Source organism: Rugamonas sp., from assembly GCF_025354735.1.
Lineage (GTDB): Bacteria > Pseudomonadota > Gammaproteobacteria > Burkholderiales > Burkholderiaceae_D > Rugamonas.
On record NZ_JANXMI010000244.1, the window covers coordinates 47201 to 67577 of the forward strand.

17 protein-coding genes and 1 riboswitch are annotated in these 20377 nt (G+C 67.5%); of the genes, 6 read left to right on the forward strand and 11 right to left on the reverse strand.

Features of this window, described 5'->3' with window-relative positions; genetic code table 11:
• Window positions 1-32 precede the first annotated feature (32 nt).
• Window positions 33-2153: a TonB-dependent siderophore receptor gene (locus Q0S71_RS20370; protein WP_295999873.1), complete on the reverse strand. Its 2121-nt coding sequence runs from the start codon at window positions 2151-2153 to the stop codon at window positions 33-35.
• A gap of 88 nt (window positions 2154-2241) precedes the next feature.
• Window positions 2242-2349: riboswitch (TPP riboswitch) on the reverse strand.
• Window positions 2350-2461: 112 nt separating this feature from the next.
• Here Q0S71_RS20370 and Q0S71_RS20375 point away from each other — a divergent pair.
• Entirely contained in the window at window positions 2462-2785 is a 324-nt protein-coding gene (locus Q0S71_RS20375; protein ID WP_295999874.1) for a hypothetical protein, read from the forward strand.
• A gap of 56 nt (window positions 2786-2841) precedes the next feature.
• Window positions 2842-3300 (forward strand): Imm26 family immunity protein, encoded by a 459-nt coding sequence (locus Q0S71_RS20380; RefSeq protein WP_295999875.1) that lies wholly within the window; start codon window positions 2842-2844, stop codon window positions 3298-3300.
• Between the two features lie 27 nt (window positions 3301-3327).
• Here Q0S71_RS20380 and Q0S71_RS20385 read toward each other — a convergent pair whose 3' ends face one another.
• The 5 genes from Q0S71_RS20385 to ompR form a co-directional block, all read right to left on the reverse strand.
• A complete protein-coding gene (locus Q0S71_RS20385; protein ID WP_295999876.1) occupies window positions 3328-4545 on the reverse strand; it encodes a diguanylate cyclase in 1218 nt (405 codons plus the stop codon).
• Entirely contained in the window at window positions 4545-6596 is a 2052-nt protein-coding gene (locus Q0S71_RS20390; RefSeq protein ID WP_295999877.1) for a serine hydrolase, read from the reverse strand. Before Q0S71_RS20390 ends, Q0S71_RS20385 begins: the two co-directional genes overlap by 1 nt.
• Before the next feature lie 66 nt (window positions 6597-6662).
• Window positions 6663-7352: a hypothetical protein gene (locus Q0S71_RS20395; RefSeq protein WP_295999878.1), complete on the reverse strand. Its 690-nt coding sequence runs from the start codon at window positions 7350-7352 to the stop codon at window positions 6663-6665.
• 23 nt (window positions 7353-7375) lie between these two features.
• Window positions 7376-8734 carry a sensor histidine kinase gene (locus Q0S71_RS20400; protein WP_295999879.1) on the reverse strand — a complete coding sequence of 453 codons (1359 nt, stop codon included), beginning with the start codon at window positions 8732-8734 and terminating at the stop codon, window positions 7376-7378.
• A 13-nt stretch (window positions 8735-8747) separates the two neighbouring features.
• Complete coding sequence (ompR, locus tag Q0S71_RS20405) at window positions 8748-9449, reverse strand: two-component system response regulator OmpR (RefSeq protein ID WP_295999880.1); 702 nt, start codon at window positions 9447-9449, stop codon at window positions 8748-8750.
• Window positions 9450-9711: 262 nt separating this feature from the next.
• Here ompR and Q0S71_RS20410 point away from each other — a divergent pair, with 262 nt between their 5' ends.
• From Q0S71_RS20410 to Q0S71_RS20420, 3 genes are all read left to right on the forward strand, one after another.
• A complete protein-coding gene (locus Q0S71_RS20410; RefSeq protein WP_295999881.1) occupies window positions 9712-10182 on the forward strand; it encodes a hypothetical protein in 471 nt (156 codons plus the stop codon).
• A gap of 182 nt (window positions 10183-10364) precedes the next feature.
• Window positions 10365-12275, forward strand: a complete 1911-nt coding sequence (locus Q0S71_RS20415; protein WP_295999882.1) for a flagellar assembly protein A — start codon at window positions 10365-10367, stop codon at window positions 12273-12275.
• A 221-nt stretch (window positions 12276-12496) separates the two neighbouring features.
• Complete coding sequence (locus Q0S71_RS20420) at window positions 12497-14365, forward strand: flagellar assembly protein A (RefSeq protein ID WP_295999883.1); 1869 nt, start codon at window positions 12497-12499, stop codon at window positions 14363-14365.
• Between the two features lie 162 nt (window positions 14366-14527).
• Here Q0S71_RS20420 and arfB read toward each other — a convergent pair whose 3' ends face one another.
• Genes arfB through Q0S71_RS20435 form a run of 3 tightly spaced genes read right to left on the reverse strand, consistent with a single transcriptional unit; the run spans window position 14528 to window position 17045 of the window.
• Window positions 14528-14923 (reverse strand): alternative ribosome rescue aminoacyl-tRNA hydrolase ArfB, encoded by a 396-nt coding sequence (gene arfB / locus Q0S71_RS20425; RefSeq protein ID WP_295999884.1) that lies wholly within the window; start codon window positions 14921-14923, stop codon window positions 14528-14530.
• Complete coding sequence (locus Q0S71_RS20430) at window positions 14923-16002, reverse strand: CaiB/BaiF CoA-transferase family protein (RefSeq protein ID WP_295999885.1); 1080 nt, start codon at window positions 16000-16002, stop codon at window positions 14923-14925. Before Q0S71_RS20430 ends, arfB begins: the two co-directional genes overlap by 1 nt.
• Window positions 16002-17045 carry an HDOD domain-containing protein gene (locus Q0S71_RS20435; protein WP_295999886.1) on the reverse strand — a complete coding sequence of 348 codons (1044 nt, stop codon included), beginning with the start codon at window positions 17043-17045 and terminating at the stop codon, window positions 16002-16004. The genes Q0S71_RS20430 and Q0S71_RS20435 overlap by 1 nt, the downstream gene beginning before the upstream one ends.
• Window positions 17046-17383: 338 nt before the next feature.
• On the opposite strand from Q0S71_RS20435, the gene Q0S71_RS20440 reads away from it, so the two are divergent.
• Window positions 17384-17830 carry a chemotaxis protein CheW gene (locus Q0S71_RS20440; protein ID WP_295999891.1) on the forward strand — a complete coding sequence of 149 codons (447 nt, stop codon included), beginning with the start codon at window positions 17384-17386 and terminating at the stop codon, window positions 17828-17830.
• Window positions 17831-17851: 21 nt separating this feature from the next.
• Here Q0S71_RS20440 and Q0S71_RS20445 read toward each other — a convergent pair whose 3' ends face one another.
• On the reverse strand, window positions 17852-19831 hold the full coding sequence (locus Q0S71_RS20445) for an ATP-binding cassette domain-containing protein (protein ID WP_295999887.1): 1980 nt from the start codon (window positions 19829-19831) through the stop codon (window positions 17852-17854).
• Between the two features lie 151 nt (window positions 19832-19982).
• Window positions 19983-20377, reverse strand: a 395-nt coding sequence (locus Q0S71_RS20450) for a methyltransferase (protein ID WP_295999888.1), incomplete at its 5' end; no start/stop codon positions are given.

Consider the following 20377-nt stretch of genomic DNA (forward strand, 5'->3'; position numbering starts at 1 on the left):
CCCCGCTGTCCGCGCCGCGCGTCAACTTGCCATTACAGGTCGAACTGCGCGGAGATGCGGAAGGTGCGCGTCGCGCCGGGCAGCAGGTAGCCGCCCAGCTGCGGCGTGACGTCGCGCCAGTAGTAGCGGTTCAGCGCGTTGTCGACATAGGCGCGGAACGTCGCCGCCGTCTTGCCCACCCGCGTCGCATACGAGCCGCCCAGATTGAGCACGTGGTAGCCCGGCACGAACACGGTGTTCTGCACGTCGAACGCTTTCTTGCTGGCGTACTGCCAGTTGGCGTTCAGCTTCACGCCCTCCAACTGCGGCAGCGCGTATTCCGCGTACACGGTCGATTTGAACGCCGGCACATTGGTCACGCGCTTGCCGTCGATGTCGCCGTCGCCGGTGCCGCTTTGCTTGGTGTTGAGCGCCGCCGCCGAGGCGCCGATTTCCAGCGCGCGCGTGACGCGGCCGTTGGCCCCCAGCTCGATGCCGCGATGCTGCGCCTGGCCGTTGCGCACGTAGTTGTTGTCGCCGTCGATGTATTCGAGTCCCTTGCGGATCTGGTACAGCGCGGCCGTCAGGTTCAGCTCCGGCGTGATATTGGCCTTGATGCCCACTTCGATCTGCTTCGACTTGCTCGGATTGAGCGCGTCCTGTTCGTTGTTGGTGCCGATCGGCGCGATGCCGCCGTGCTCCAGTCCCTGGGCGTACGATCCGTACAGCGACAGGCCGCCCGTCGGGCTGTACACCAGCGCCGCGTTGGGCAGCCAGAAGCCCTGGTCGACCTGGGTCAGGGCGTCGGCCTCGTCGCGCTTGACCTGGGTGTAGCGCGCGCCCAGGTGCAGCTTGACGGTGCTGCTCAAGCCGACGATGTCTTGCGCGAACAGGGCCCGTTCGTGGTCGGTGCGGCGCACGGTGACCGGGCCGCTGCCGCCTTCCGGCGGCGCCACCACCACCGGGTGGTAGATGTTGCTCAGGCCCGCCAGCGTGTAGAAATCGTCGCCCCACTGTTCGCGGTTGCGGAAGAAGGAGTAGCCGCCGGTGACGTCGTGGGTCAGCGCGCCGGTGGCGAACTGCCCCTGCACCATGGCTTGCGCCGTCAGCGGCGACTTGCGTTCGCCGACGCTGATGTAGTCGTAGACGTTGTAGTCGCCGTTGGCGCAAAAACCGGGGTCCATGTCGCCGCAGCCTTCGGGGAAGGCGGTGTAGTCGTCGCGGCGGAACTGGTGCTGGTTGGCGCTGAAGGTGGCTTTCCACTGCGGCGTGAAGGTGTACTCGAAGCGCAGGCCGATATTGCTGCTGGTGGTCGTCACCGGCTTGGTCCAGGGCTGGTTGTTGAGCAGCGTGTCGGGATCGACCTTCGGCAGCGTGGCGCCGTCGATGAGCTGGAAACCGGGCGCGGTGATCTGCGATTTGTATTGGTAGTCGGCGTCCAGTTGCAGCAGGGCCTGCGGCGAAATCTGCCAGTCGAAGGCGCCGGAGATGAATTTGCGGTTGCCGTCGGCGCCCTTGATGGAGGAGCGCAGGCGTTCGGCGGCGGCGTTGATGCGGTAGCCGAAGGCGGGATCGTCGAAGCGGCCACCGAGGTCGATGGCGCCGTACAGGGTGCCGCGCTCGCGCTCCTCGAAGACGACGCTGCGCAGCGGCGTGGCGGTCGGGCGCTTGGTCACGTAGTTGACGATGCCGCCCGGCGCGGCGATGCCCGCTTCCAGTCCGGCCAGGCCCTTGAGGATTTCGATGCGCTCCTTGTTCTCCAGCGGGATCTGGGTGTCGCCGCTGATGGCCATGCCGTCCTTGCGGTAGCTCGACGCCGGATCGAGGTCGAAGCCGCGGATCGAGAACTGCTCGGCGTAGCCGACCGCGTTGTAGGAGTCGCTGATGCTGGCGTCGTAGCGGGCGGCGTCGGTGGTGGAGTGGATGTCGCGGTCCTGCATCTGCTGCGCGCTCAATACGCTGACCGAGGCCGGCGTCTGCATCAGCGGCGTGTCGGCGAAGCCGCCGACGGCGGCGCGCGCGCCCGGCGCCCTGGCGCTGACGATCACTTCGGGCAGCGGCTGGTCGGCCGCGTCGGCGGCGGCAGGGGTGGACGGTGCGCCGGCGGCGTGGGCGGCGTAGGCCTGCAACAGCGCGACGGCGACGGCGGAGAGTGCGAATTTTGGTGTGGGCATGGTGTGCTCTTGTGTCAGGCCGGTGCTGCCGGCTTGCTGCGTTTGATGCTTATTCGGCCGGAGCCAACGCAGGAGCATTTCAAAGGAGGGGGACCACTTTGCGCTTTCCTTCGCTGGCATTATCCAGATCAGGTACGAAGGGTATCTCTCACCCGGAACAGTGTAGACCACCGATCCAGGACCCCTAGCGAAGCGCGAGTTTAGCACATCGCGGTCGCGTGCGACGCATAAAGTCGTGCGCCGTTAAACTTGAACTTTGGGCCGTGGACGCCGACAATAGCGTCATCATTCACCAGCAAGGAAACGCCATGGCCCCGCAATCGATGAGCATCACGGATCACGCGGCGCTGGCCGAGGCGCCCGACAGTTTGTCGGCGCCGACGCTGGACATGCACCGCGCGTTGACGTCGCTGGCCGAGAAGGTGGGCGCGCTCGATGCGCTCAACCAGCGCCACGAGACGTGCACCGATCCCGAATTGAAACTGGTGCTGGCGCACCAGCGCGACAGCACGCGTCTGCACATGGCGATGTTGTTGGAGTGGGTGCGCCGGCGCGATCCCAAGTTGGACCAGGAGATGAAGGCGGTGCTGTTCAAGGCCGGACCGATCGCGGCGCAATTTCATTACGAATAGGCGCCCGGCGTATCGCGGTATCGCCCGCCCGCAGCTCCGTATCAGAGAGGACATGCATGAAACAATCATACCGCGAGGGCACGTGGTTTGCCGTGCCACTGAATCAAGGCGGTTACGCGGCCGGGCTGCTGGCGCGCATGGCCCCCGGCGGCAAGGTGGTGCTGGCATATTTTTACGGTCCCAAAAGGGCCGCGCTACCGACGTTGGCCGAACTGGCCGGCATGCGGCCCGGCGACGCCGTCAAGGTGGCGCGCACCGGCGACATGGGCCTGGCCAATGGCCGCTGGCAGGTGATCGGCGACGCGCCCGACTGGCAGCGCGAGCTGTGGCCGATCCCGGCCTTCATCCGCCGTTCCGAGCCGGTGCGCCACGCGTGGCGCGCGGTCTATGCCGACACCGATCCGGGCCGGCCCGAGCGCGAAGTGTCGGTGCCTTACGATATGACGGGACTCGATATCGACCTGCTCTACGGTTACGGCTCGATCGAATTGCTGCTGACGAAATTGCTGGCCTAGCGGCGCGGCGCATCCCATCCCGTCACCTCATGCGGCGGCCTGCAAGGGGCGGCGCTCGGCCGGGTTTTCGGCCAGGCTGTGGTGGTATAGATTGACCTGGTTGCGGCCATTTTTCTTGGCGCGGTACAGCGCGTCGTCGGCGCGGCGCAAGATGCTTTCCCAGCCGGCGTCGCCGTGTTCCAGCGTGGCCAGGCCGACGCTGACGGTGACGCCGACGGTGATGCGGCCGGTCTTGTCGTCGATGACCAGCGGCTGGTCGGCGATCAGCGCGCGCAGGCGCTCGCCGATCAGCAGCAGTTCTTCCAGCGTGACGCCGGCGACGATGACGGCGAATTCCTCGCCGCCGATGCGGAACAGGCCATCGTAGCCGCGCATCGCGTGCGCCGCCAGGTCGGTCACGTGGCGGATCGCGGCGTCGCCGATGGCGTGGCCGTGGCGGTCGTTGACGGACTTGAAGTGGTCGATGTCGAAGATCATGAACGACATGCCGGCGCGGATGCGGCGGCAGCGCAGGAATTCGCGCTCGGCGATGTCCTGCAGCGCGCGGCGATTGAGCCAGCCGGTCAGGCTGTCGGTCAGCGAGGCCCGGCGCAGCGCCACCTCCTGGTGCCGGATCACGATCAGGGCGCAGCTCATCGTCGCCACCGACAGGAAGATGAACGTCGCCAGCGAGCCGGAAGTCTGCAGGAACTGGCTGCCGCCCGGCGTCAGCGCCGACGGGTCGCCGAACAGGATGAAGCCGAAGCGCAGCACCGTCTGCAGCAAGAACGCCGATTCCAGCACCAGCAGCGCGCGGTAGGCCGGCCTGGCCTCGTTGTCCGGCGCGCGCCACAGCAGTTTGATGATGAAAATATTCAGGGTGATGATGACCGGGTAGAACAGCATCAGCCGGTGCGTGACCGACGCCTGCGCGTACCCCGACAAGTGCGTGGCCAGGATGGCGAGCGCCAGCAGCGCCACGGGACGCCAGCGCGGCGCCAGGCCGAAATGGCGGCGCAGGCCGGCCAGGATGGCGTAGTGGCCGGCGATGTAGAGCGTGTTGATGAGGGCGGGCATGAGGAAGCTGTCGATGTGCAGCGCCATCATCAGCATGGCCACGCCGTTGGAGGCGACGTTGAGGATGCCGACCATGGCCCAGTCGAGCAGGCAGGTTTCACGCGGGCTGGCGTTGTGCAGCAGCGCCATCGTCATCGCCATGATGGCGGCGGCGATGCCGGTGGCGAGGGTCAGCGTGTAGGCATCCATTATTTTCCTTGCTCGATATAGCGGTATTCGTGCTGGCCGTCGCGCACGATCAGCGCGCGCTTGGCCTTGGTTTTGCCGGCGCGGGCGCCGGCGTCGGTGGCGGCGACGAAGTCGAAGCCGTCGACGGCCGCGCGCGTGGTGATGAAGGAGATGCTGCCGTCGGCGTTGCGGCGCGAGCCGACCGGCGACTGCCAGGCGCCGAAGTCGAAGATGGTGTCGCGCCCCTTATGCAGCACCGTCAGCTGGCCCAGTTCGGCGCTGCGGTAGCGCTGCGCCAGCTGCGCGCTCAAGTCCGCGCTGGCCGGCGCCGTCAGCAGGGCGCGGTCGCTGGCGCGTTCGGCGGCGTCGTTGGCGGCGGCGATGCGGACCGCGTCGGCCGCTTCCGGCTTGCCGTCGTAGAGCAGTTCGAGCAGGCGCCGCAAAAAGGGCCCGAGCAGCGGCCGGCCTTCGTCGGCATTGGTCAGCAGGACCGCGCCTATGCCCTCGTCGGGCAGCAGGTAGATGTCGCTTTTGTAGCCGAACAGGCTGCCGCCGTGGCGCACCACGTTGACGCCCCACTGGTCCCCGGTTTCCAGGCCCATGCCGTAATGCTCGTGTGGGCCGGAGGCGACGCCGGGCGCGCGCCGCCGCAGCAGGTTCTCGGCCGAGACCAGCTGGCTGCCGTCGGGCAGCTTGCCGCCGTTCGCTTCGAGCTGCACGTAGCGGATCAGGTCATGGGCCGAGGTCCACGCGCCGCCGGCGGGCCGGAACGGCAGCACGCTGTAGTTGTTGGCCATCTGCGCCACGGCCACCTGGCCGTCGAGGTCCATGGCGTGCGGGCTGGCGTGGTTGGCGGCCAGCGCGGCGGCCATGTCGAAGGTGGTCGAGTCCATGCCGAGCGGGTCGAAGATGCGGGTCCGCATGGCCTTGTCGTAGGCCGGCCCGAGCGCCATCTTCGGATAGATCTGCGCGGCGGCGATGTAGCCGGCGGCCGACGCCATCAGATTATTGTATTGGAAAACCTCGCCGAAGCCGCTGGTCGGTTTGGCCACGGCCAGCAGCGTGAAGGAGGTGGCCGGCGTGGCCGATCCGAAGTTGAACAGCCACTCGAAGTCCTGGCGCGGCAGGCCGGTGCAGGCGCACACCAGGTGGCGGATCTGCACCTTGGGCGTGACGGCGGCGTCGCCCAGTTTGAAGCGGGGATAGGCCTCGATGGCCGGCTCGTCCCAGCGCAGTTTGCCGTCGTCGACCAGTGTCGCCAGCAGCAGGGTGCTCATGCCCTTGGTGTTGGAGGCGGCCATGAACAGGGTGTCGGCGTCGACCGCTTCCGGCTTGCCCAGTTCGCGCACGCCGATGCCGCCTTCGTAGACGATGCGGTTGTGGTCCATCAGCGCCAGGCCGGCGCCGGGGATGCCGAGCTGCTTCATCGATTCGGCCACGAAGGCGCGCAGCTGTTCGATGCGCTCGGGGCTCAGCGGATGCGGCGCGCGGCCGGCGAAGGTTTCGGCCGTGTAGCCGGGCGGCCGCGCGCTGTCGACGATCAGGGAGATGGCCGTGTTCCGCTTGGAAGCGGTGGCTTCGGCGGCATCGACCAGGATCACGTTCCAGCCATCGCCATGGCGCGAGGCGATGGCTTCGATGACGGCGCGCTCGTTGGGCGGAATGTCGTAGTCGGCGACGCGGCGTTCGTCCCAGCCTTCGTGCGCGGCCCGTTCCGTCAGCAGGTGGTAGATGTGGTGGTCGGCGGGGCGGTAGATGGCCCAGGCCTGCGCGATGGCGGCGGCGGCGTTGTCGGCGCCGCCGGCGGCCAGGTCGACGATGACGACGTGGCTGTCCGTTTCGGGCGCGTCGAGCAGCAGCATGCCGGCGGCGCGCCGCACGCTCCAGTCGCGCGGCGCGGTCAGCGCGGTGCCGCCGGCGGTCAGCAAAGGATGGTCGGCATCGAGCTTGCCGGTGATGCTGGCGGCGTCGGCGGCGATGGCGTGGGCCGCCGCCGCATCGTCGGCGCGGCACGGCGTCGCCAGCAGCGCAAGCGCGAGCGCGGAGACGGCGGACAGTGGGGAAGGATGCATGGGCTGGGCTCCTGGGTTGTGACTAAATCGACAACTGCAGGATCGTCCCATGGATGGGCGGCGCTGTCAATGCGCGCGGCAGCTGACGCCCCACGCGCTGAGTTCCGCGCCGCTGTTGCGCACCGTGACCTGGGCCGTGCTATCGCGGTCGCTCTGGAACGTCAGGCTATACATGGCGACGGCGCCCGGCGCCGGCGCGGCCGGGCCGAGCGCGATCGGATGGAAGGGCAGCGAACGCAGGCCGATGCATGCGCTGTTCCCGGCCAGGAGCAGGCGCGCGCGCTGCATCAGCGCCGGATGCTGGCGCAGCAGGCCGACGATGGCGGCGTCCGGCAAGGGCCGCGTCAGTTCGACCGGCTGCGTCGGCGCGGCGCAGGCGGCGCCGTTGGCGAGCCAGACCAACTGCTGCTCCGGCAGGCGCGCGCTCCAGCGCTGGTCTTTGGGCGCGGCGGCGGAGTAATCATAGGCGCGCCGGCGCATGCGGCACAGCGCCGGCGAGGAGCGCAGCGGCGCCGCGTCGACGTAGGCGGCGATGGTCCAGGCGCGGGCGCGATGCTGGCGCTGGATGTCGAATCGCGGCGCGGCATGGTCTGCATCGGCGGCGTCGGCGGGATCGGCGGGCAGCGCGCGGCGGTAGGCGTCGAAGGACGCGATTTCCTGCGCGGTGGCGGCGCGCGTTTCGGTGGCTGCTTCGGGTGCTGGTGCTGCCGCGCCGGCGGCGACGGCCAGCAGCAGCGGCAGGAGGGCGGGGCGCATCGGCATGGTCAAGGAGGGATGGTTCAGGCGACGGCGCGCAAGATGATCTGGAATTGCAGGCCGCCGCCATCGCGGTTGCTGACATGGAGTTCGGCGCCGTGGCGCAGCAGCACGCGGTCGACGATAGCCAGTCCGAGGCCGGCGCCGTTGGCCTGGCCGCGCGCGGTGTCGAGCCGCGTGAACGGTTTCAATAGCTCGCCCAGTTTATCGTCCGGCACGCCGCCGCCATGGTCGCCGATGTCGACGATGACGCGCTTGGACGTGTGCATGCCTTTGACGCTGCACTTGATGTCGATCTCGGTGACGTCGGTGCCGGGCGTTTTGCCGTAGCGGCGCGCGTTCTCGATCAAGTTGTTGATGACGCGTTTCAGGTCGGTGCCGTTGCCCATCACGTGGGCCCGGTCGGCGATGTCGGTGTGGATGCGCACGTCGGCCAGGCGCTCGGCCTCGCGCGCCGTTTCGGCCAGCAGCGCGCCGAGATCGACGTTGATGAAACTGGCGGCCTCGGTCGGCTTGGCGTAGTCGAGGAACTGGCCGATGATGGCGTCCATCTGGCCGATGTCGGACTGTATGCCTACTCGCGCCTCGTCCGACAAATGGGCCAACTCCACTTCCAGCTGCATGCGCGCGAGCGGCGTGCGCAGGTCGTGCGAGATGCCGGCCAAAATCACGGCGCGGTCCGACTCGACCTGTTGCAGGTCGTCGACCATCTGGTTGAAGCTGCGGTTCGCCTGCAGGATTTCGCGCGGGCCTTTTTCGGGCAGCGGGTCGGGCCGTTTGCCTTCGGCGATCTGGCGCGCGGCGGCCGTCAGGCGCGCCAGCGGGCGGTTAATCAAGCTGGAAATGAGCGCCGCGCCGACCAGCGACAGCAGCGACACCACGCTGGCCCAGCCCAGCCACTGCACGCCGGTCAGGCCGCGTATGCGCTCGCGTTCCAGCATCAGCCAGTATTGGTCGCCGTCGATATTGAAGCTGATCCAGAAGCCGGCCACGCCATTGACTTCGGACGAGAAGCGCGTCTGCGGCCCGAGCTTGGCCTTGACCAGCCGTTCGATGTCGGGCATCAGCGCGTTCTTGGCCGGCGGCTCGACCTTGTCGTCGTCCTCCAGCGGAAACACGCGTATACCTTCGTTGGACACCAGGTCGAACAGCAGTTCGCGCCGCAGCTCGGGCGCCGAATGCGTGAGCGCGGCGTGGGTGATGGTGACGACCGAAATCACCTGGGCCGAAATCTGCTGCGCCTGCGGCTCGCGCTCGACGATGCTGATCATGCCGACCCAGGCCGACATGCTCATCGTCGTCAACGCGCCGAGCAGGAAGAAGGTGCGCCAGAACAGGCCACTACGCAGCCAGCGCACGCGGGAAAAATAAGACGCGAACATCGCGGGCCGCCGGTCAGCGTGGCTGCCCCTCCGGGATGAAGACGTAGCCCAGGCCCCACACGGTTTGTATGTAGAGGGGGCTGGACGGATCGGGTTCGATCAGCTTGCGCAGGCGCGAAATCTGCACGTCCAGGCTGCGGTCGAACACCTCGTATTCGCGGCCGCGCGCCAGCTCCATCAGCTTTTCGCGCGACAGCGGCTGGCGCGCGTGGCGCGCGAACACTTTGAGGACCGAGAATTCGCCGGTCGTCAGCGGCACCGTTTCGCCGTTTTTCTTCAGCGTGCGGGTGCCCAGGTCGAGCACGAACTGGCCGAACTCGAACGATTGCGGCGTCTCCGACGGCGCGCCGGGAATCTCGTCCGGGCCTTTGCGGCGCAGCACGGCGCCGATGCGGGCCACCAGCTCGCGCGGGTTGAACGGTTTCGGCAGATAATCGTCGGCGCCCATTTCGAGGCCGACGATGCGGTCGACGTCTTCGCCCTTGGCCGTCAGCATGATGATGGGGGTCTGGTCGCCGGCGCCGCGCAGGCGGCGGCAGATCGACAGGCCGTCCTCGCCGGGCAGCATCAGGTCCAGCACCAGCAGGTCGTAGCGCTCGCGCAGCCACAGCTTGTTCATGGCCGTCGCGTTTTCGGCCGTGACCACGTTGAAGCCTTGCTCGGTCAGGTAGCGGCGCAGCAGGTCGCGCAGCCGGACGTCGTCGTCGACTACCATGATCTTTGCCTGGTGGCCATGCAGGTTGGCGGTCGGGTTGCCGGAAGTGTTGCCAGATTCAGTCGTTGTCGTCGTCATATCGCTGTCAGATTTGTCATATTCATGGTGCTATGGTAACGTCATAATCGTCGCGCGAAAACGTCCGTGGCGACCCATTACACACTGTTACAAACTTTACCCAATTGCCCTTACTCACCCGGGTAAAGCATCATACACTCTGGGCATAGGTCGTTTCAGGCATTTGTTTTACCGGGATTTAGGGATGAAGCACATTATGGTCAACATCGGGCACAAAAAAAACCACGTGACAGGCAGCGCAGCTTCGGGCGTGCGCTCGGCTGTCGGTTCGTTCGTGGTGTGCTGCACGCTGTTGGGCGCGATGGCTGGCGCCTGTGCCGGTCCCGGCGAGCATGACGGCGGGGAACGCGCCGTGCAACGCAAGGAAGAAGTTCACGCCCAGCGCGAAGCGATCCACGCCGAGCGCGTGGCCGAGCGCCAGCAAAACGCCGGCCCGGCCGGGGCCGCGCCGCAGCAGCGCGGCCCCGATCAGCGCGCGCCCGATCCGCGTTCTTTCGAGGCCCGCGCCGAAGAGCAGCGCCGCGCCATGCAAGATGCCAGCCGCAACGCCGAGACCGGCCGCCGCATGCGGCTGACGGCGGACGAACGGCGCGACCTGCGGCGCCAGATCAACGAAGCGGGCCAGGACATCTACGCCTATCCGCCGCGGCATTGACGGCGCACAAAAAGCGGGCAAAATCCGCCTATCTTTATATCAACTTTTTTCCGTATTTCGCTAGCCAGCGTGTAATATTAATTATTTACACGTAAGACGGTCACACCCTCACGCGCGGCCGTGGGCCGCCACTCGTCCGTGGCGCAGCTAGGCCAGCTTGTGCTTCCCGCGTGGAGGAATTCTTGTCATCCGACATTTCCGGCATCGAATCCCCGTCCGCCGCGCCGGCCGCGGCCGCGGCGGCGGCCGCGTCCACGTTGCCATCGGGCGTGCTGCGCCGCGAGGACGGCCTCTATGTCGACGCCGCCGCACCGCCGGCGCAATCGCTGGCCGCCGTGCACCACGTCTACGCCAGCGGCGCCTATTTTTCCGGGCTCGATTATGTGGCGCTGATGCGGGCGTTGTATGGCGTCGGCGCGCCAGCGGAGCTGAACGGTCTGACACGGCTGGCGTCCCAGGTGCTGCCGCTGGCGCCGCAACGGCGCGCGCTGTATAAAAACATCAAGCTGCGGCGCGACAGCGCCGAATATTTTTTCCAGCTGCTGTACACGGACGAGGAGGTCCTGCCCGACGGCACCGTGGTCCCGGAGCGCCCCTTGCAGCTCGACGCCGATGAACTGGTCGCCGAGCTGTGGAACCAGGGCGTACGCTTCGGCGTCGACATGGCGGCGGTGCGGGCCGCGATCGCCGGCGGCAAGTCCGAGCGCATCACGGTGGCGCGCCAGCTCGACCCCACGCCCGGCGTCGACGCGCAGGTGGTCGAGGTGACGCCAGACCTGCACCGCAGCGACGCGCCGCGCGCCCGCGCCGACGGCCGCATCGACCTGCTCAGTTTCCAGAACCGCTTTCCGCAGATCAAGCAGGGCTTGCGGCTGCTGAAGAAACAGCCGCCGCTGGCCGGCCATCCCGGCGTCGATCTGGCGGGCCGGCCGCTGCCGGCCGCGCCGTCCAAAGACCTGGAGCTCGGCCACTGGGCCGGCGCCGGCACCGCCGTCGAACGCCACGGCGACGAGGAGTTCCTGGTCGCCACGCTCGACGGCTTTCTCAACGTCGACGCCAAGTCCAGCCGCATTTCCGTCACCGATAAAATCGTCAGCACCGAAGGCGTGAGCGGCCGCACCACCGGCAACCTGGAGCTGGCCGGCGCCTACGAGGAATTCGGCGACGTGCAGGAATTGCGCGACGTGGTCGGCGGCGACATCACCGTGCACGGCGACGTCTATGGCCACATCCAGTCGCGCGGCGGCGCCGTGGTCCTGGGCCGCAACCTGGTCGGCGGCACCATCGCCAACGCGGCCGGCGACATCAGCGTGGCCGGCGTCGCCTCCGCCGCGACGATCGCCTCGCGCGACGGCACGGTGACGGTGGCGCGCGCCGAAAACTGCGTCATCGCCGCCACCGTGGTCGTCATCGAGCACGCCTCCAATTGCGAGATCGTCGCCGACACCATCCGCATCGGCCTGGCCGAGGGCTGCGCGCTGGCCGCCCGCAGCGTCGAGATGGAGACTTGCGGTCCGCGCAAAAACAGCGAGATGCTGGTGTGGATGCTGGTGCGCGACGTCGGCCAGTTCGGGCGCGACATCGCCGACCTTCAGCGGCAGGCCGACGCCCAGCAGGCGCTGAACGCGGCCTGCCAGCGCGAGACGGAGCAGGTGGCCGGGCGGCCGGACTTGCGGCGCTATCTGGCGCTGGCCGCCAAGCTGCGCACGCAGGAGCTGCTGCTGACGGCGCAGCAGGGCCAGCACCTGAAGAAGATCGCGGCGGCGGTCGGCCCCGATTTGCAGGCGCTGAAACTGCTCAACGAGCAGCTGCGGGTGGGGCAGACCCGCCACACCTTGCTGTTGCAGCAGGTCGCGCGCCTGATGGAGCAGCGCCGGGAAGCCGGCGGCCGCGCCCACTGCGGCATCGAGCGCGTCGACGGCGACACGCGGGTGCGCACCATGGCGCTGCCGGACGACGGTGCCGCCGCGCTGTACCGGCTGGCGCCGCGCGACATCCGGCTGCGCCTGCGCGGCGGCGGCGAGGGCGCGCCGCTGTTCGACGGCGCCACCGGTTCCTTCGACTGGCATCTGGATCCGGGGCGCAGCGCCTGAACCGGCCGCCGGTGGCCGCGCCCGTCCGCAAGCGCCCGCCGCTGCCGCCGCGCGATCTTCACGCGAAGACGGCGCGATCACCAATCGGGCACCCAGCGCACACCGCAAAACGCGCGCGCGCCCGCGACGGCTGTCTTTTTGACGGTAGATCATGTTACTCTACGAAAAATATTACATAAGGCGCAGGCCGGCGTGACGGTCGCCGCGCCGACTAATTCAAGATGGAGCAAGATCCTCAAGCCGTGCCCGCTGCGTCCATCCCGGATGACGATCTGCCATCGGCCATCGTCAAACGCGGCGACGGCGTTTACTTCCAGGCGTCGGCCACGGCCACGGCTTGCCAGGCCGCCGTCAACCAGGTGTACTTATCGAGCGCGTTTTTCACCGGGCTCGATTACGCGGTCTTCATCAAGGTCTTGTACAACGCCGGCGCCGAGCTGTCCGAGGCGCAGAAAGCGCAGCCGCTGCTGCGCTTCGCCGACGCCATCGCGCCCTTCGTGGCGCTGCGGCGCGGCCTGTACAAATCGGTCAAGATCGTCAACGGCGAAGCCGAATACTATTTCGAGCCGACCTATTTCGAGGTCGCCGATTTGCCGCCGCAGCCGGCCAAACTGAGTTTCGACGAATTCGTCGCCGACATGTGGGTCAAGGGCATACGCTTCGGCATCGACGCGCCGGTGGTGCGCGCCACCATCGCCGCCGCGCGGCCGGCGCGCCTGGTGGTGGCGCGCCGCCTGGCCGCCATGCCGGGGCGCGACGCCTGCATCGTCGAAGTGTCGCGCGACATCCACCGCAGCAACGCGCCGCGCGAACTGGCCGACGGCCGGCTCGATTGGAACACCTTCCAGAACCGCTTCCCGCAGGTCAAGCCGCACGTCAAGCTGCTGCGCAAGCTGCCGCGCGCGCCGGGCGTGCGCGGCTTCGAATTGTCGGGCATCGTGCTCGAACCGCCCATCCCCAAGGACATCGAACTGGCCAGCGTGGCCGGCGCCGGCACCGTGGTGCAGCACTTCGCCGAGGGCGACTATCTGGTCTCGGCCGTCGACGGTTTTTTGAACGTGGACGCGGCCAGCAAGCGCATTTCCATCGGCCCGAAAATCGTCAGCCGCGAAGGCGTCAGCGTGCGCACCACCGGCAACCTGCAACTGAACGGCGAGTACGAGGAATTCGGCGAAGTGCAGGAGCAGCGCGTCGTCGAGGGCGGCGACATCACCATCCACGGCGACGTCTTCGGCCATATCAATTCGCGCGGCGGCGACATCGTCCTCAGTCGCAACCTGATGGGCGGCAGCGCCACCAACGCCGGCGGCGCCATCCGCGTCAAGGGCGTGGCCTCGGGCGCGGTGCTGCAAACGAAAAAGGGCGAGATCGTGCTGGCCCGCGCCGAAAGCTGCATCATCTCCGGCACGCGCGTCGTGATCGGTGAGGCGAGCAACTGCGAAATCATCGCCGATGAAGTGATCATCAAGGTCGCCGAGGGTTGCGCCATCGCCGCCCGCACCATGGAAATCGGCAGCGCCGGTCCGCGCCGGCAGACCGAGATGCTGCTGTTCGCGCTGATGCCGGACACGTCGAAGTACGACAAGCGCCTGGCCGAACTCGATGTCGAGCTGTCGCGTTTCGAGACGGCGGCACTGGCGCACAAACAGGAGATCGACAACCTCACCAGCGAACAGGATGTGCGCAGCTATCTGACGCTGGCCACGCGCGTGCGCAAGCGCGAGGTGGTGCTGACGGCGGAGCAGGAACCGCTGTTCCACAAGATGGCGGAGAAGGTCGGGCCGTCGCTGAAGGCGGTCGCCAAGCTGTCGCTGGTGTGGAAGGCGGCGCAGGCGCAGGGCGCGCAGACGCAGGAGCAGATCGCGCTGGTGCGGCGCCAGAAGATGGCGGTGATCGGCGCGTCGCGCTGCGCGGTGCAGATGGTGACCGGCGAGACGCTGCTGCGGCCCATGGCCTTCAATCCCGACCTCGGACCGGCCTACGAGCGCACGCCGAAAGAAATCAAGGCCAAGCTGCGCGCCGCCAAGTCCGGCCTGACGGCGATTTTTTCCGACAGCAGCGGCGCCATCGACTGGGCCATGGAAGACTAGGCGCGCTGCAGCGCAGTTTTCGTCCCGCACAAGACAAAGCCCCGATCCGGGTTGAGGCCGGTCGGGGCTTTGAGTCATTCATGGAGAAAGCATGTTTGACCCGCATATCTTATAAGGCCATCCTTAAAACCGGCTTAACTAGCCGCCGCGCATCCACGCGCATCACAGACTGACCTTGCCGCGCAGCTGTTTGCGTTCGCCGTCCTTGGCCTTGCCGTCGAGGCGCTTGCGCTGCGAGCTGCGGGTCGGCCGCGTGGCGCGCCGCACGGCCGGCAGCACGGCCACGCCGTCGACCAGTTCCTGCAAACGCCGCAAGGCCTCCTCCTTGTTCGCTTCCTGGCTGCGCGACTGCTGCGCCTTCAGCACCACCACGCCATCCTTGGTGATGCGCTGGTCGCGCAGGGCCAGCAGGCGCTCCTTGATGTGCTCCGGCAGCGAGGAGTTGGCGATGTCGAAGCGCAGGTGCACCGCGCTCGATACCTTGTTGACGTTCTGGCCGCCCGGTCCCTGCGCGCGGATCGCGTTGAACTCGACTTGGGCCGGATCGATGCTGACCATCACAGCGCGAACTTGACTGGCTGCGCGACGGCCCAGTGCCAGCCCTCGGTGTCGTGGCGGCGCTGGCCGGTCATGGCGCGCGCCTTGAACAGCGGATGCTCGAGCGCTTCGGCCGTGCGCAGCACCGGCGTGACGCAGCAGTCGGCCGGCTCGAACAGCGCGCTCCACTCGGCCAGCGTGCGCGCGCCGAAGATGGCGTCGAGTTCCGCCTTCAGCGCCAGCGCGTCGGCGCCGCCGATTTCCTGGCCCAGCTGCCAGTGGCGCGGTTTCAGATCGGGCCGTTCGAGCACGTCGCAGCAGGCGCGCCAGAATTTGAGTTCCAGCGCGCCGACGGCCATGTGGCGGCCGTCGCTGGTGCGGTAGACGTTGTAGCAGGGGACGCCGCCGGTCAGCAGTGCGCGTCCCGGCACGGCCGCGCGGCCGTCGTTGATGGCCACCAGCGGCATCACGTTATGGGCCAGCACGGCGTCCGTCATCGAAACGTCGACGTGGCGGCCGGCGCCGCCCATCTTGACGGCCACCAGCGCCGCCAGCATGCCTTGCAGCGCGCTCTGGGCGCCGCCCAGCAGGTCGCCGACCTGTAGATTCGACAGCACCGGCACGCCGTCGGCGCCGGCGCTTTGTTCGAGCATGCCGGCGTAGCCGATGTAGTTGATGTCGTGGCCGGCCAGCTGCGCGTAGGGGCCGTCCTGGCCATAGCCGGAGATGGAGCACATCACCAGCTTGGGATTGCGCTGGCGCAGCCGCGGCCAGTCCAGTCCCAGTTTCTCCATCACGCCGGGGCGGAAGCTTTCGACCAGCACGTCGGCCTGCTCCACCATCGCCAGCAGCTGTTCGCGCTGGGCCGCGTCCTTCAGGTCTAAGCGTATAAACTGTTTACCCCGATTCACGGCGACGAAGAATTGCGACACTTCCTTGCGCACCGGTCCCATGGCGCGGGCGTAGTCGCCGGCGCCGGGGTCTTCGATCTTGATGACGTGGGCGCCCATGTCGGCCAGGTGCATGGTGGCGGCGGGGCCGGGCAGCAGCCGGGTCAGGTCGAGCACGCGGATGCCCGCCAGCGGCAGCGCGGCGTCCATCACAGCGCCGCCGCGCGGTCGTCGGCCGGGCCCAGGTTGGCGTAGCAGGCCACGGCCGCCGGCGCCAGGCCGTCGAACAGCGAGCTGTCGGTCTCGTCGAGCAGGCCGTGGTCGGCCAGGATCTTGGTCTTGCTCAGATAGTCCGCCAGGCCCAGCAGCACGCCGCCGGCCGAGGTGGTGTCGCTGCGGCGCCGCTGCTGTTCTTCGATGGCCCGCATGACCGAGGGCGAGAAGTCCCAGTCCTGGGCGATGCGGCAGGACAGGCGGCGCGCCAGGCGCAGCAGGTTGAGGCAGAACAGCGGCGAGCCCATTTTCTCGGTGGCGCCGGCCTGGTCCATGATGCGCAGCGACACCAGCAGGCCGACGTACTGGATCAGGCCGGCCAGGAAGGCTTCCATCGGCACCGTCTCGGGCGGCGCCGCCATCATGCGGCTGGCCAGGCCGCAGCACTCGGCCTGCTCCCACAGGCGCGGCGCCAGCTGGCGGGTGTAGGGGCCCGATTTCAGGTCGGCGATGGGCCACAGGGCCACGGCGGTAATCAACTGGCGCAGGCCGTTCTGGCCGATGACGATGATGGCGTGTTCGACGCTGGTGATGCGGGTGGCGCCGGACTGGCGCGTGTTGTTGGCGAGCCGGATCACGGCCGCCACCAGCACCATGTCGGCCGAAATCTTGCGCGCGATTTCGGCGCCGGAAAAACTCTCGCTGCGCAGGCTTTGCAGCACTTGCGGGATCAGGCCCGGCATGCGGCGCACCAGCGCGGCGCCGGACTGGCCCGATTCGACGAGGATGGACAGGGAGTCGAGCACGCGCGACTCGTCCGGGCTGATGCCGTGGCTGGCCGTGTCCGGGGTGGCGAACAGCCAGCGGTAATAGGCGCTCTCGACGCGCTGTTTTTGCTCGAAGGAGGGGCCGTCCGCGGCCGGCGCGGCGGCGCGGTGCGGCGCGGCGGCCGGTGCGGCCGACTGCGCGGCGCCGGTGTGGCCGCTGCCCAGCGGCGCGGCTGCCGGCGTGGAAAGTAAACGCTTGAGCCAATGGATCATCTACACCAACCTTCATCATGGGGAACGGAATCGCCGCACGCGGCCCGTCTATTGTAGCGCGTTTGCCGGAAAAAGTTGTCAAGGGGTTACGGCTGACTGTCTGGCCGGAAATGTTGACACCTATCAACGACCAGCGGACCGCGGCCGGTTAGGATGGCACATGCCTGTCACCGGGCTTGCATGGGCCGCCGCCGTGGCGATGGTCCGGCGGCCACCGGCGCAGCACCTCCCCGCAAGAAAGGATCATCATGCAATCCTCGACTACGACTCTCGGCCAGTATTGCGTCACCGCCGCCGCCATCGAACGCAACCGCCAAGGCTCCGGCGGCGACGGCGCCATGCAGTACCTGACGTTCCACCTCGGCGGTTTGGAGTATGCGCTCGACTTCAGCAAGGTACAGGAGTTGCGGCCCTTGCAGGCGCTGGAGCGCTTCGCCTCGGACGGCGAAATCCTCAGCGGCGTGGCGCTGTCGCGCGGCGTCATCATGCCCATCGTCGACATGCGCATCGCCTTCGGATCGCGCGCGCCGCGGCACGATCCGCGCACCGACGTCATCATCCTCAAGCTGTCGACCTGCGTGATGGGCATGGTGGTCGACGACGTGACCGACATCGTCACGCTGGCGCCGGAACAGATCGTGCCGATACCGGGCGCCGGCGCCGGCGAGGCGGTCGACTATCTGCTCGGCCTGGGCGAAGTGCACGGCCGCCGCCTGATCGTGATCGACATCGACCGCCTGATGTCGATCCGTAAAATCGCCATCGGCAGCCGCCAGGCCGCGTGAACGCGCGGCCGCGCCGGACGCTTACACCAGCGCTTCCAGCTGCTCCTGCAACTCCAGCCATTCGCTCTCGAGCTGCGCCAGGTCCTTGGTGAAGAAGGCCTGGTCGGCCAGCAGCTGCTTCAGCTTGGCCTTGTTGGCCGCGTCGTAGATGGTCGACTCGCCCAGCTTCCCATCGACTTCCGTTTTCTGCCCGTTGCGCTTGGCGATCTGCTCGTCGAGGCGCTTGACCTTTTGTTCCAGCGGCTTGCGCAGCGTGGCCAGGCGCTGGCGGTCTTCGGCGGCCTGGCGCTTCTGGTCCTTGGTGTTGACGGACGGCGCGGCGGCGGCGGTGGCGGTCGTAGCGACCGGCGACGCGACCGGGAAGTCGGTCTTGTTGTCCTTGCCGGCGGCCGGCAGCACGCTGGTGCCCTTGCCCAGTTTGGTCTGGAACAGCCAGTCCTTGTAATCGTCCAGGTCACCGTCGAACGGTTGCAGCTTGCCGTCGGCGACGATGATGAACTGGTCGGTGGTGGCGCGCAGCAGATGCCTGTCGTGCGAGACCACCACCAGCGTGCCCTCGAACTGGGCCAGCGCCTCGGTCAGCGCCTCGCGCGTTTCCAGGTCCAGGTGATTGGTCGGCTCATCGAGCAGCAGCAGGTTGGGGCGCTGCCACACGATCAGCGCCAGCGCCAGGCGCGCCTTTTCGCCGCCGGAGAACGGCCGGATCGAGCTGGTGACCATGGTCCCGGGGAAGTTGAAGCCGCCCAGGAAGTTGCGCAGCTCTTGTTCGCGCACGGTCGGCGCGATCTTGGCCAGGTGCCACAGCGGCGATTCGTCGTGGCGCAGCATCTCCACCTGGTGCTGGGCGAAGTAGCCGATGTTGAGGCCCTTGCCGAGCGTGGCGTCGCCGGTCAGCGGCATCAACTCGCCGGCGATGGTCTTGATGAGCGTCGACTTGCCGGCGCCGTTCACGCCCAGCAGGCCGATACGCTGGCCGATCTGCAGCGAGAAATTGATGTCGTTGACGATGCTCTTGGTGGTGATGGCGCCGGTCGCCTCGTCTTCGATGCGGTAGCCGGCGTTGACGTCCTCCATCACCAGCAGCGGATTCGGAGCGCTCAGCGGCTCGCGGAATTCGAAGGAGAATTCGGCGGCGGCGCGCAGCGGCGCCAGTTCTTCCATCTTGGCCAGCGCCTTCATGCGGCTCTGCGCCTGGCGCGCCTTCGAGGCCTGCGCCTTGAAGCGGTTGACGAACGATTCCAGGTGGGCCCGTTTGCGGGTCTGCTTTTCCAGCGCGCCGGCGGCCAGTATCATCTGCGCCGCGCGTTGGCGCTCGAAGCTCGAATAGTTGCCGGAGTAGCGTTTCAGCTTGCGCTCGTCGATGTGGGCGACCACGTTCACCACTTCATCGAGGAAGTCCCTGTCGTGCGAAATGATGATGAGCGTGCCCGGATAGCGTTTCAGCCAGTCTTCCAGCCAGATGATGGCGTCCAGATCCAAGTGGTTGGTCGGCTCATCGAGCAGCAGCAGGTCGGAAGGGCACATCAGCGCCTGCGCCAGATTCAAACGCATGCGCCAGCCGCCGGAGAAGCTGGCCACCGGCTGCTGCATCTGGTCCAGCGAAAAGCCCAGGCCCAGCAACAGCTGCTCGCCGCGCGACTGCACGGTGTAGGCGTCGGCGTCGGCCAGGGCGCTGTAGATTTCGCCGATGGCGATACCGTTTTCGGTGGTGGCCGGCTCGCTTTCAAGGCGCGCCAGTTCCTCTTCCAGCTTGCGCAGCGTGATGTCGCCGTCGATGGCGTAATCGAGCGCCGCGCGTTCCAGCGGCGGCGTCTCCTGGGCCACGTAAGCCATGCGCCATTTGGCGGGGAAGTCGATCTCGCCCTGGTCCGGATGCAGCTCGCCGCGCAGCATGGCGAACAAGCTCGATTTGCCGGCGCCGTTGGCGCCGATCAGACCGATCTTGTCGCCCGGGTTGAGGGTGATGTCGACTTGTTCCAGCAACGGCTTTATGCCGCGCATCAGGCTTACTTGAATAAAACGTATCATGTTCTTCTTTGAGGTAGTGACACCGTGCGGTCCTGCGGCGGTGAGTCGGGGTCGGGTCCCGGTTTCGAATGCATCGCTCGAAACCGGAACCCGACCCCGCTATGGTTTACTTGTGTTCGGCCGATTACAGCTTGAGTTGATCCGCCGTCAGCAGGAACACCATATCGTCGCCGGCGCTGGTGGTCAGCCAGGTTAGGCCCAGCGCGCCGAAAGCGGCTTCGGCGAACTCGCGCTCATTGCCGATTTCAACGATCAGGATACCATCGTCGGTGAGGCGCTCGGCGGCGCCGGCGACGATCTTGCGCACCAGGTCCATGCCGTCGTCGCCGCCATCGAGGGCGATGCGCGGCTCGGCCAGATATTCCTGCGGCAGCTTGCCCATCGAGGTCGAATTGACGTACGGCGGATTGCTGATGATGAGGTCATACTTTTTCTGCGGGACGTTCTGGTACAGGTCCGACTCGATCAGCGTGACGCGCTGTTCCAGCTTGTAGGTGGCGACGTTGCGGCGCGCCACGG

Bases quoted from the DNA above. Each gene is read 5' to 3' on its own strand.
- Q0S71_RS20445 (WP_295999887.1), bottom strand. From the start codon at position 19,831: ATGCGCGGCATAAAGCCGTTGCTGGAACAAGTCGACATCACCCTCAAC.
- Q0S71_RS20410 (WP_295999881.1), top strand. From the start codon at position 9,712: ATGAAGCACATTATGGTCAACATCGGGCACAAAAAAAACCACGTGACA.
- Q0S71_RS20375 (WP_295999874.1), top strand. From the start codon at position 2,462: ATGGCCCCGCAATCGATGAGCATCACGGATCACGCGGCGCTGGCCGAG.
- Q0S71_RS20370 (WP_295999873.1), bottom strand. From the start codon at position 2,153: ATGCCCACACCAAAATTCGCACTCTCCGCCGTCGCCGTCGCGCTGTTG.
- Q0S71_RS20430 (WP_295999885.1), bottom strand. From the start codon at position 16,002: ATGGACGCCGCGCTGCCGCTGGCGGGCATCCGCGTGCTCGACCTGACC.
- Q0S71_RS20395 (WP_295999878.1), bottom strand. From the start codon at position 7,352: ATGCGCCCCGCCCTCCTGCCGCTGCTGCTGGCCGTCGCCGCCGGCGCG.
- Q0S71_RS20435 (WP_295999886.1), bottom strand. From the start codon at position 17,045: ATGATCCATTGGCTCAAGCGTTTACTTTCCACGCCGGCAGCCGCGCCG.
- ompR (WP_295999880.1), bottom strand. From the start codon at position 9,449: ATGGTAGTCGACGACGACGTCCGGCTGCGCGACCTGCTGCGCCGCTAC.
- Q0S71_RS20440 (WP_295999891.1), top strand. From the start codon at position 17,384: ATGCAGTACCTGACGTTCCACCTCGGCGGTTTGGAGTATGCGCTCGAC.
- Q0S71_RS20420 (WP_295999883.1), top strand. From the start codon at position 12,497: ATGGAGCAAGATCCTCAAGCCGTGCCCGCTGCGTCCATCCCGGATGAC.
- Q0S71_RS20400 (WP_295999879.1), bottom strand. From the start codon at position 8,734: ATGTTCGCGTCTTATTTTTCCCGCGTGCGCTGGCTGCGTAGTGGCCTG.
- Q0S71_RS20380 (WP_295999875.1), top strand. From the start codon at position 2,842: ATGAAACAATCATACCGCGAGGGCACGTGGTTTGCCGTGCCACTGAAT.
- arfB (WP_295999884.1), bottom strand. From the start codon at position 14,923: ATGGTCAGCATCGATCCGGCCCAAGTCGAGTTCAACGCGATCCGCGCG.
- Q0S71_RS20385 (WP_295999876.1), bottom strand. From the start codon at position 4,545: ATGGATGCCTACACGCTGACCCTCGCCACCGGCATCGCCGCCGCCATC.
- Q0S71_RS20390 (WP_295999877.1), bottom strand. From the start codon at position 6,596: ATGCATCCTTCCCCACTGTCCGCCGTCTCCGCGCTCGCGCTTGCGCTG.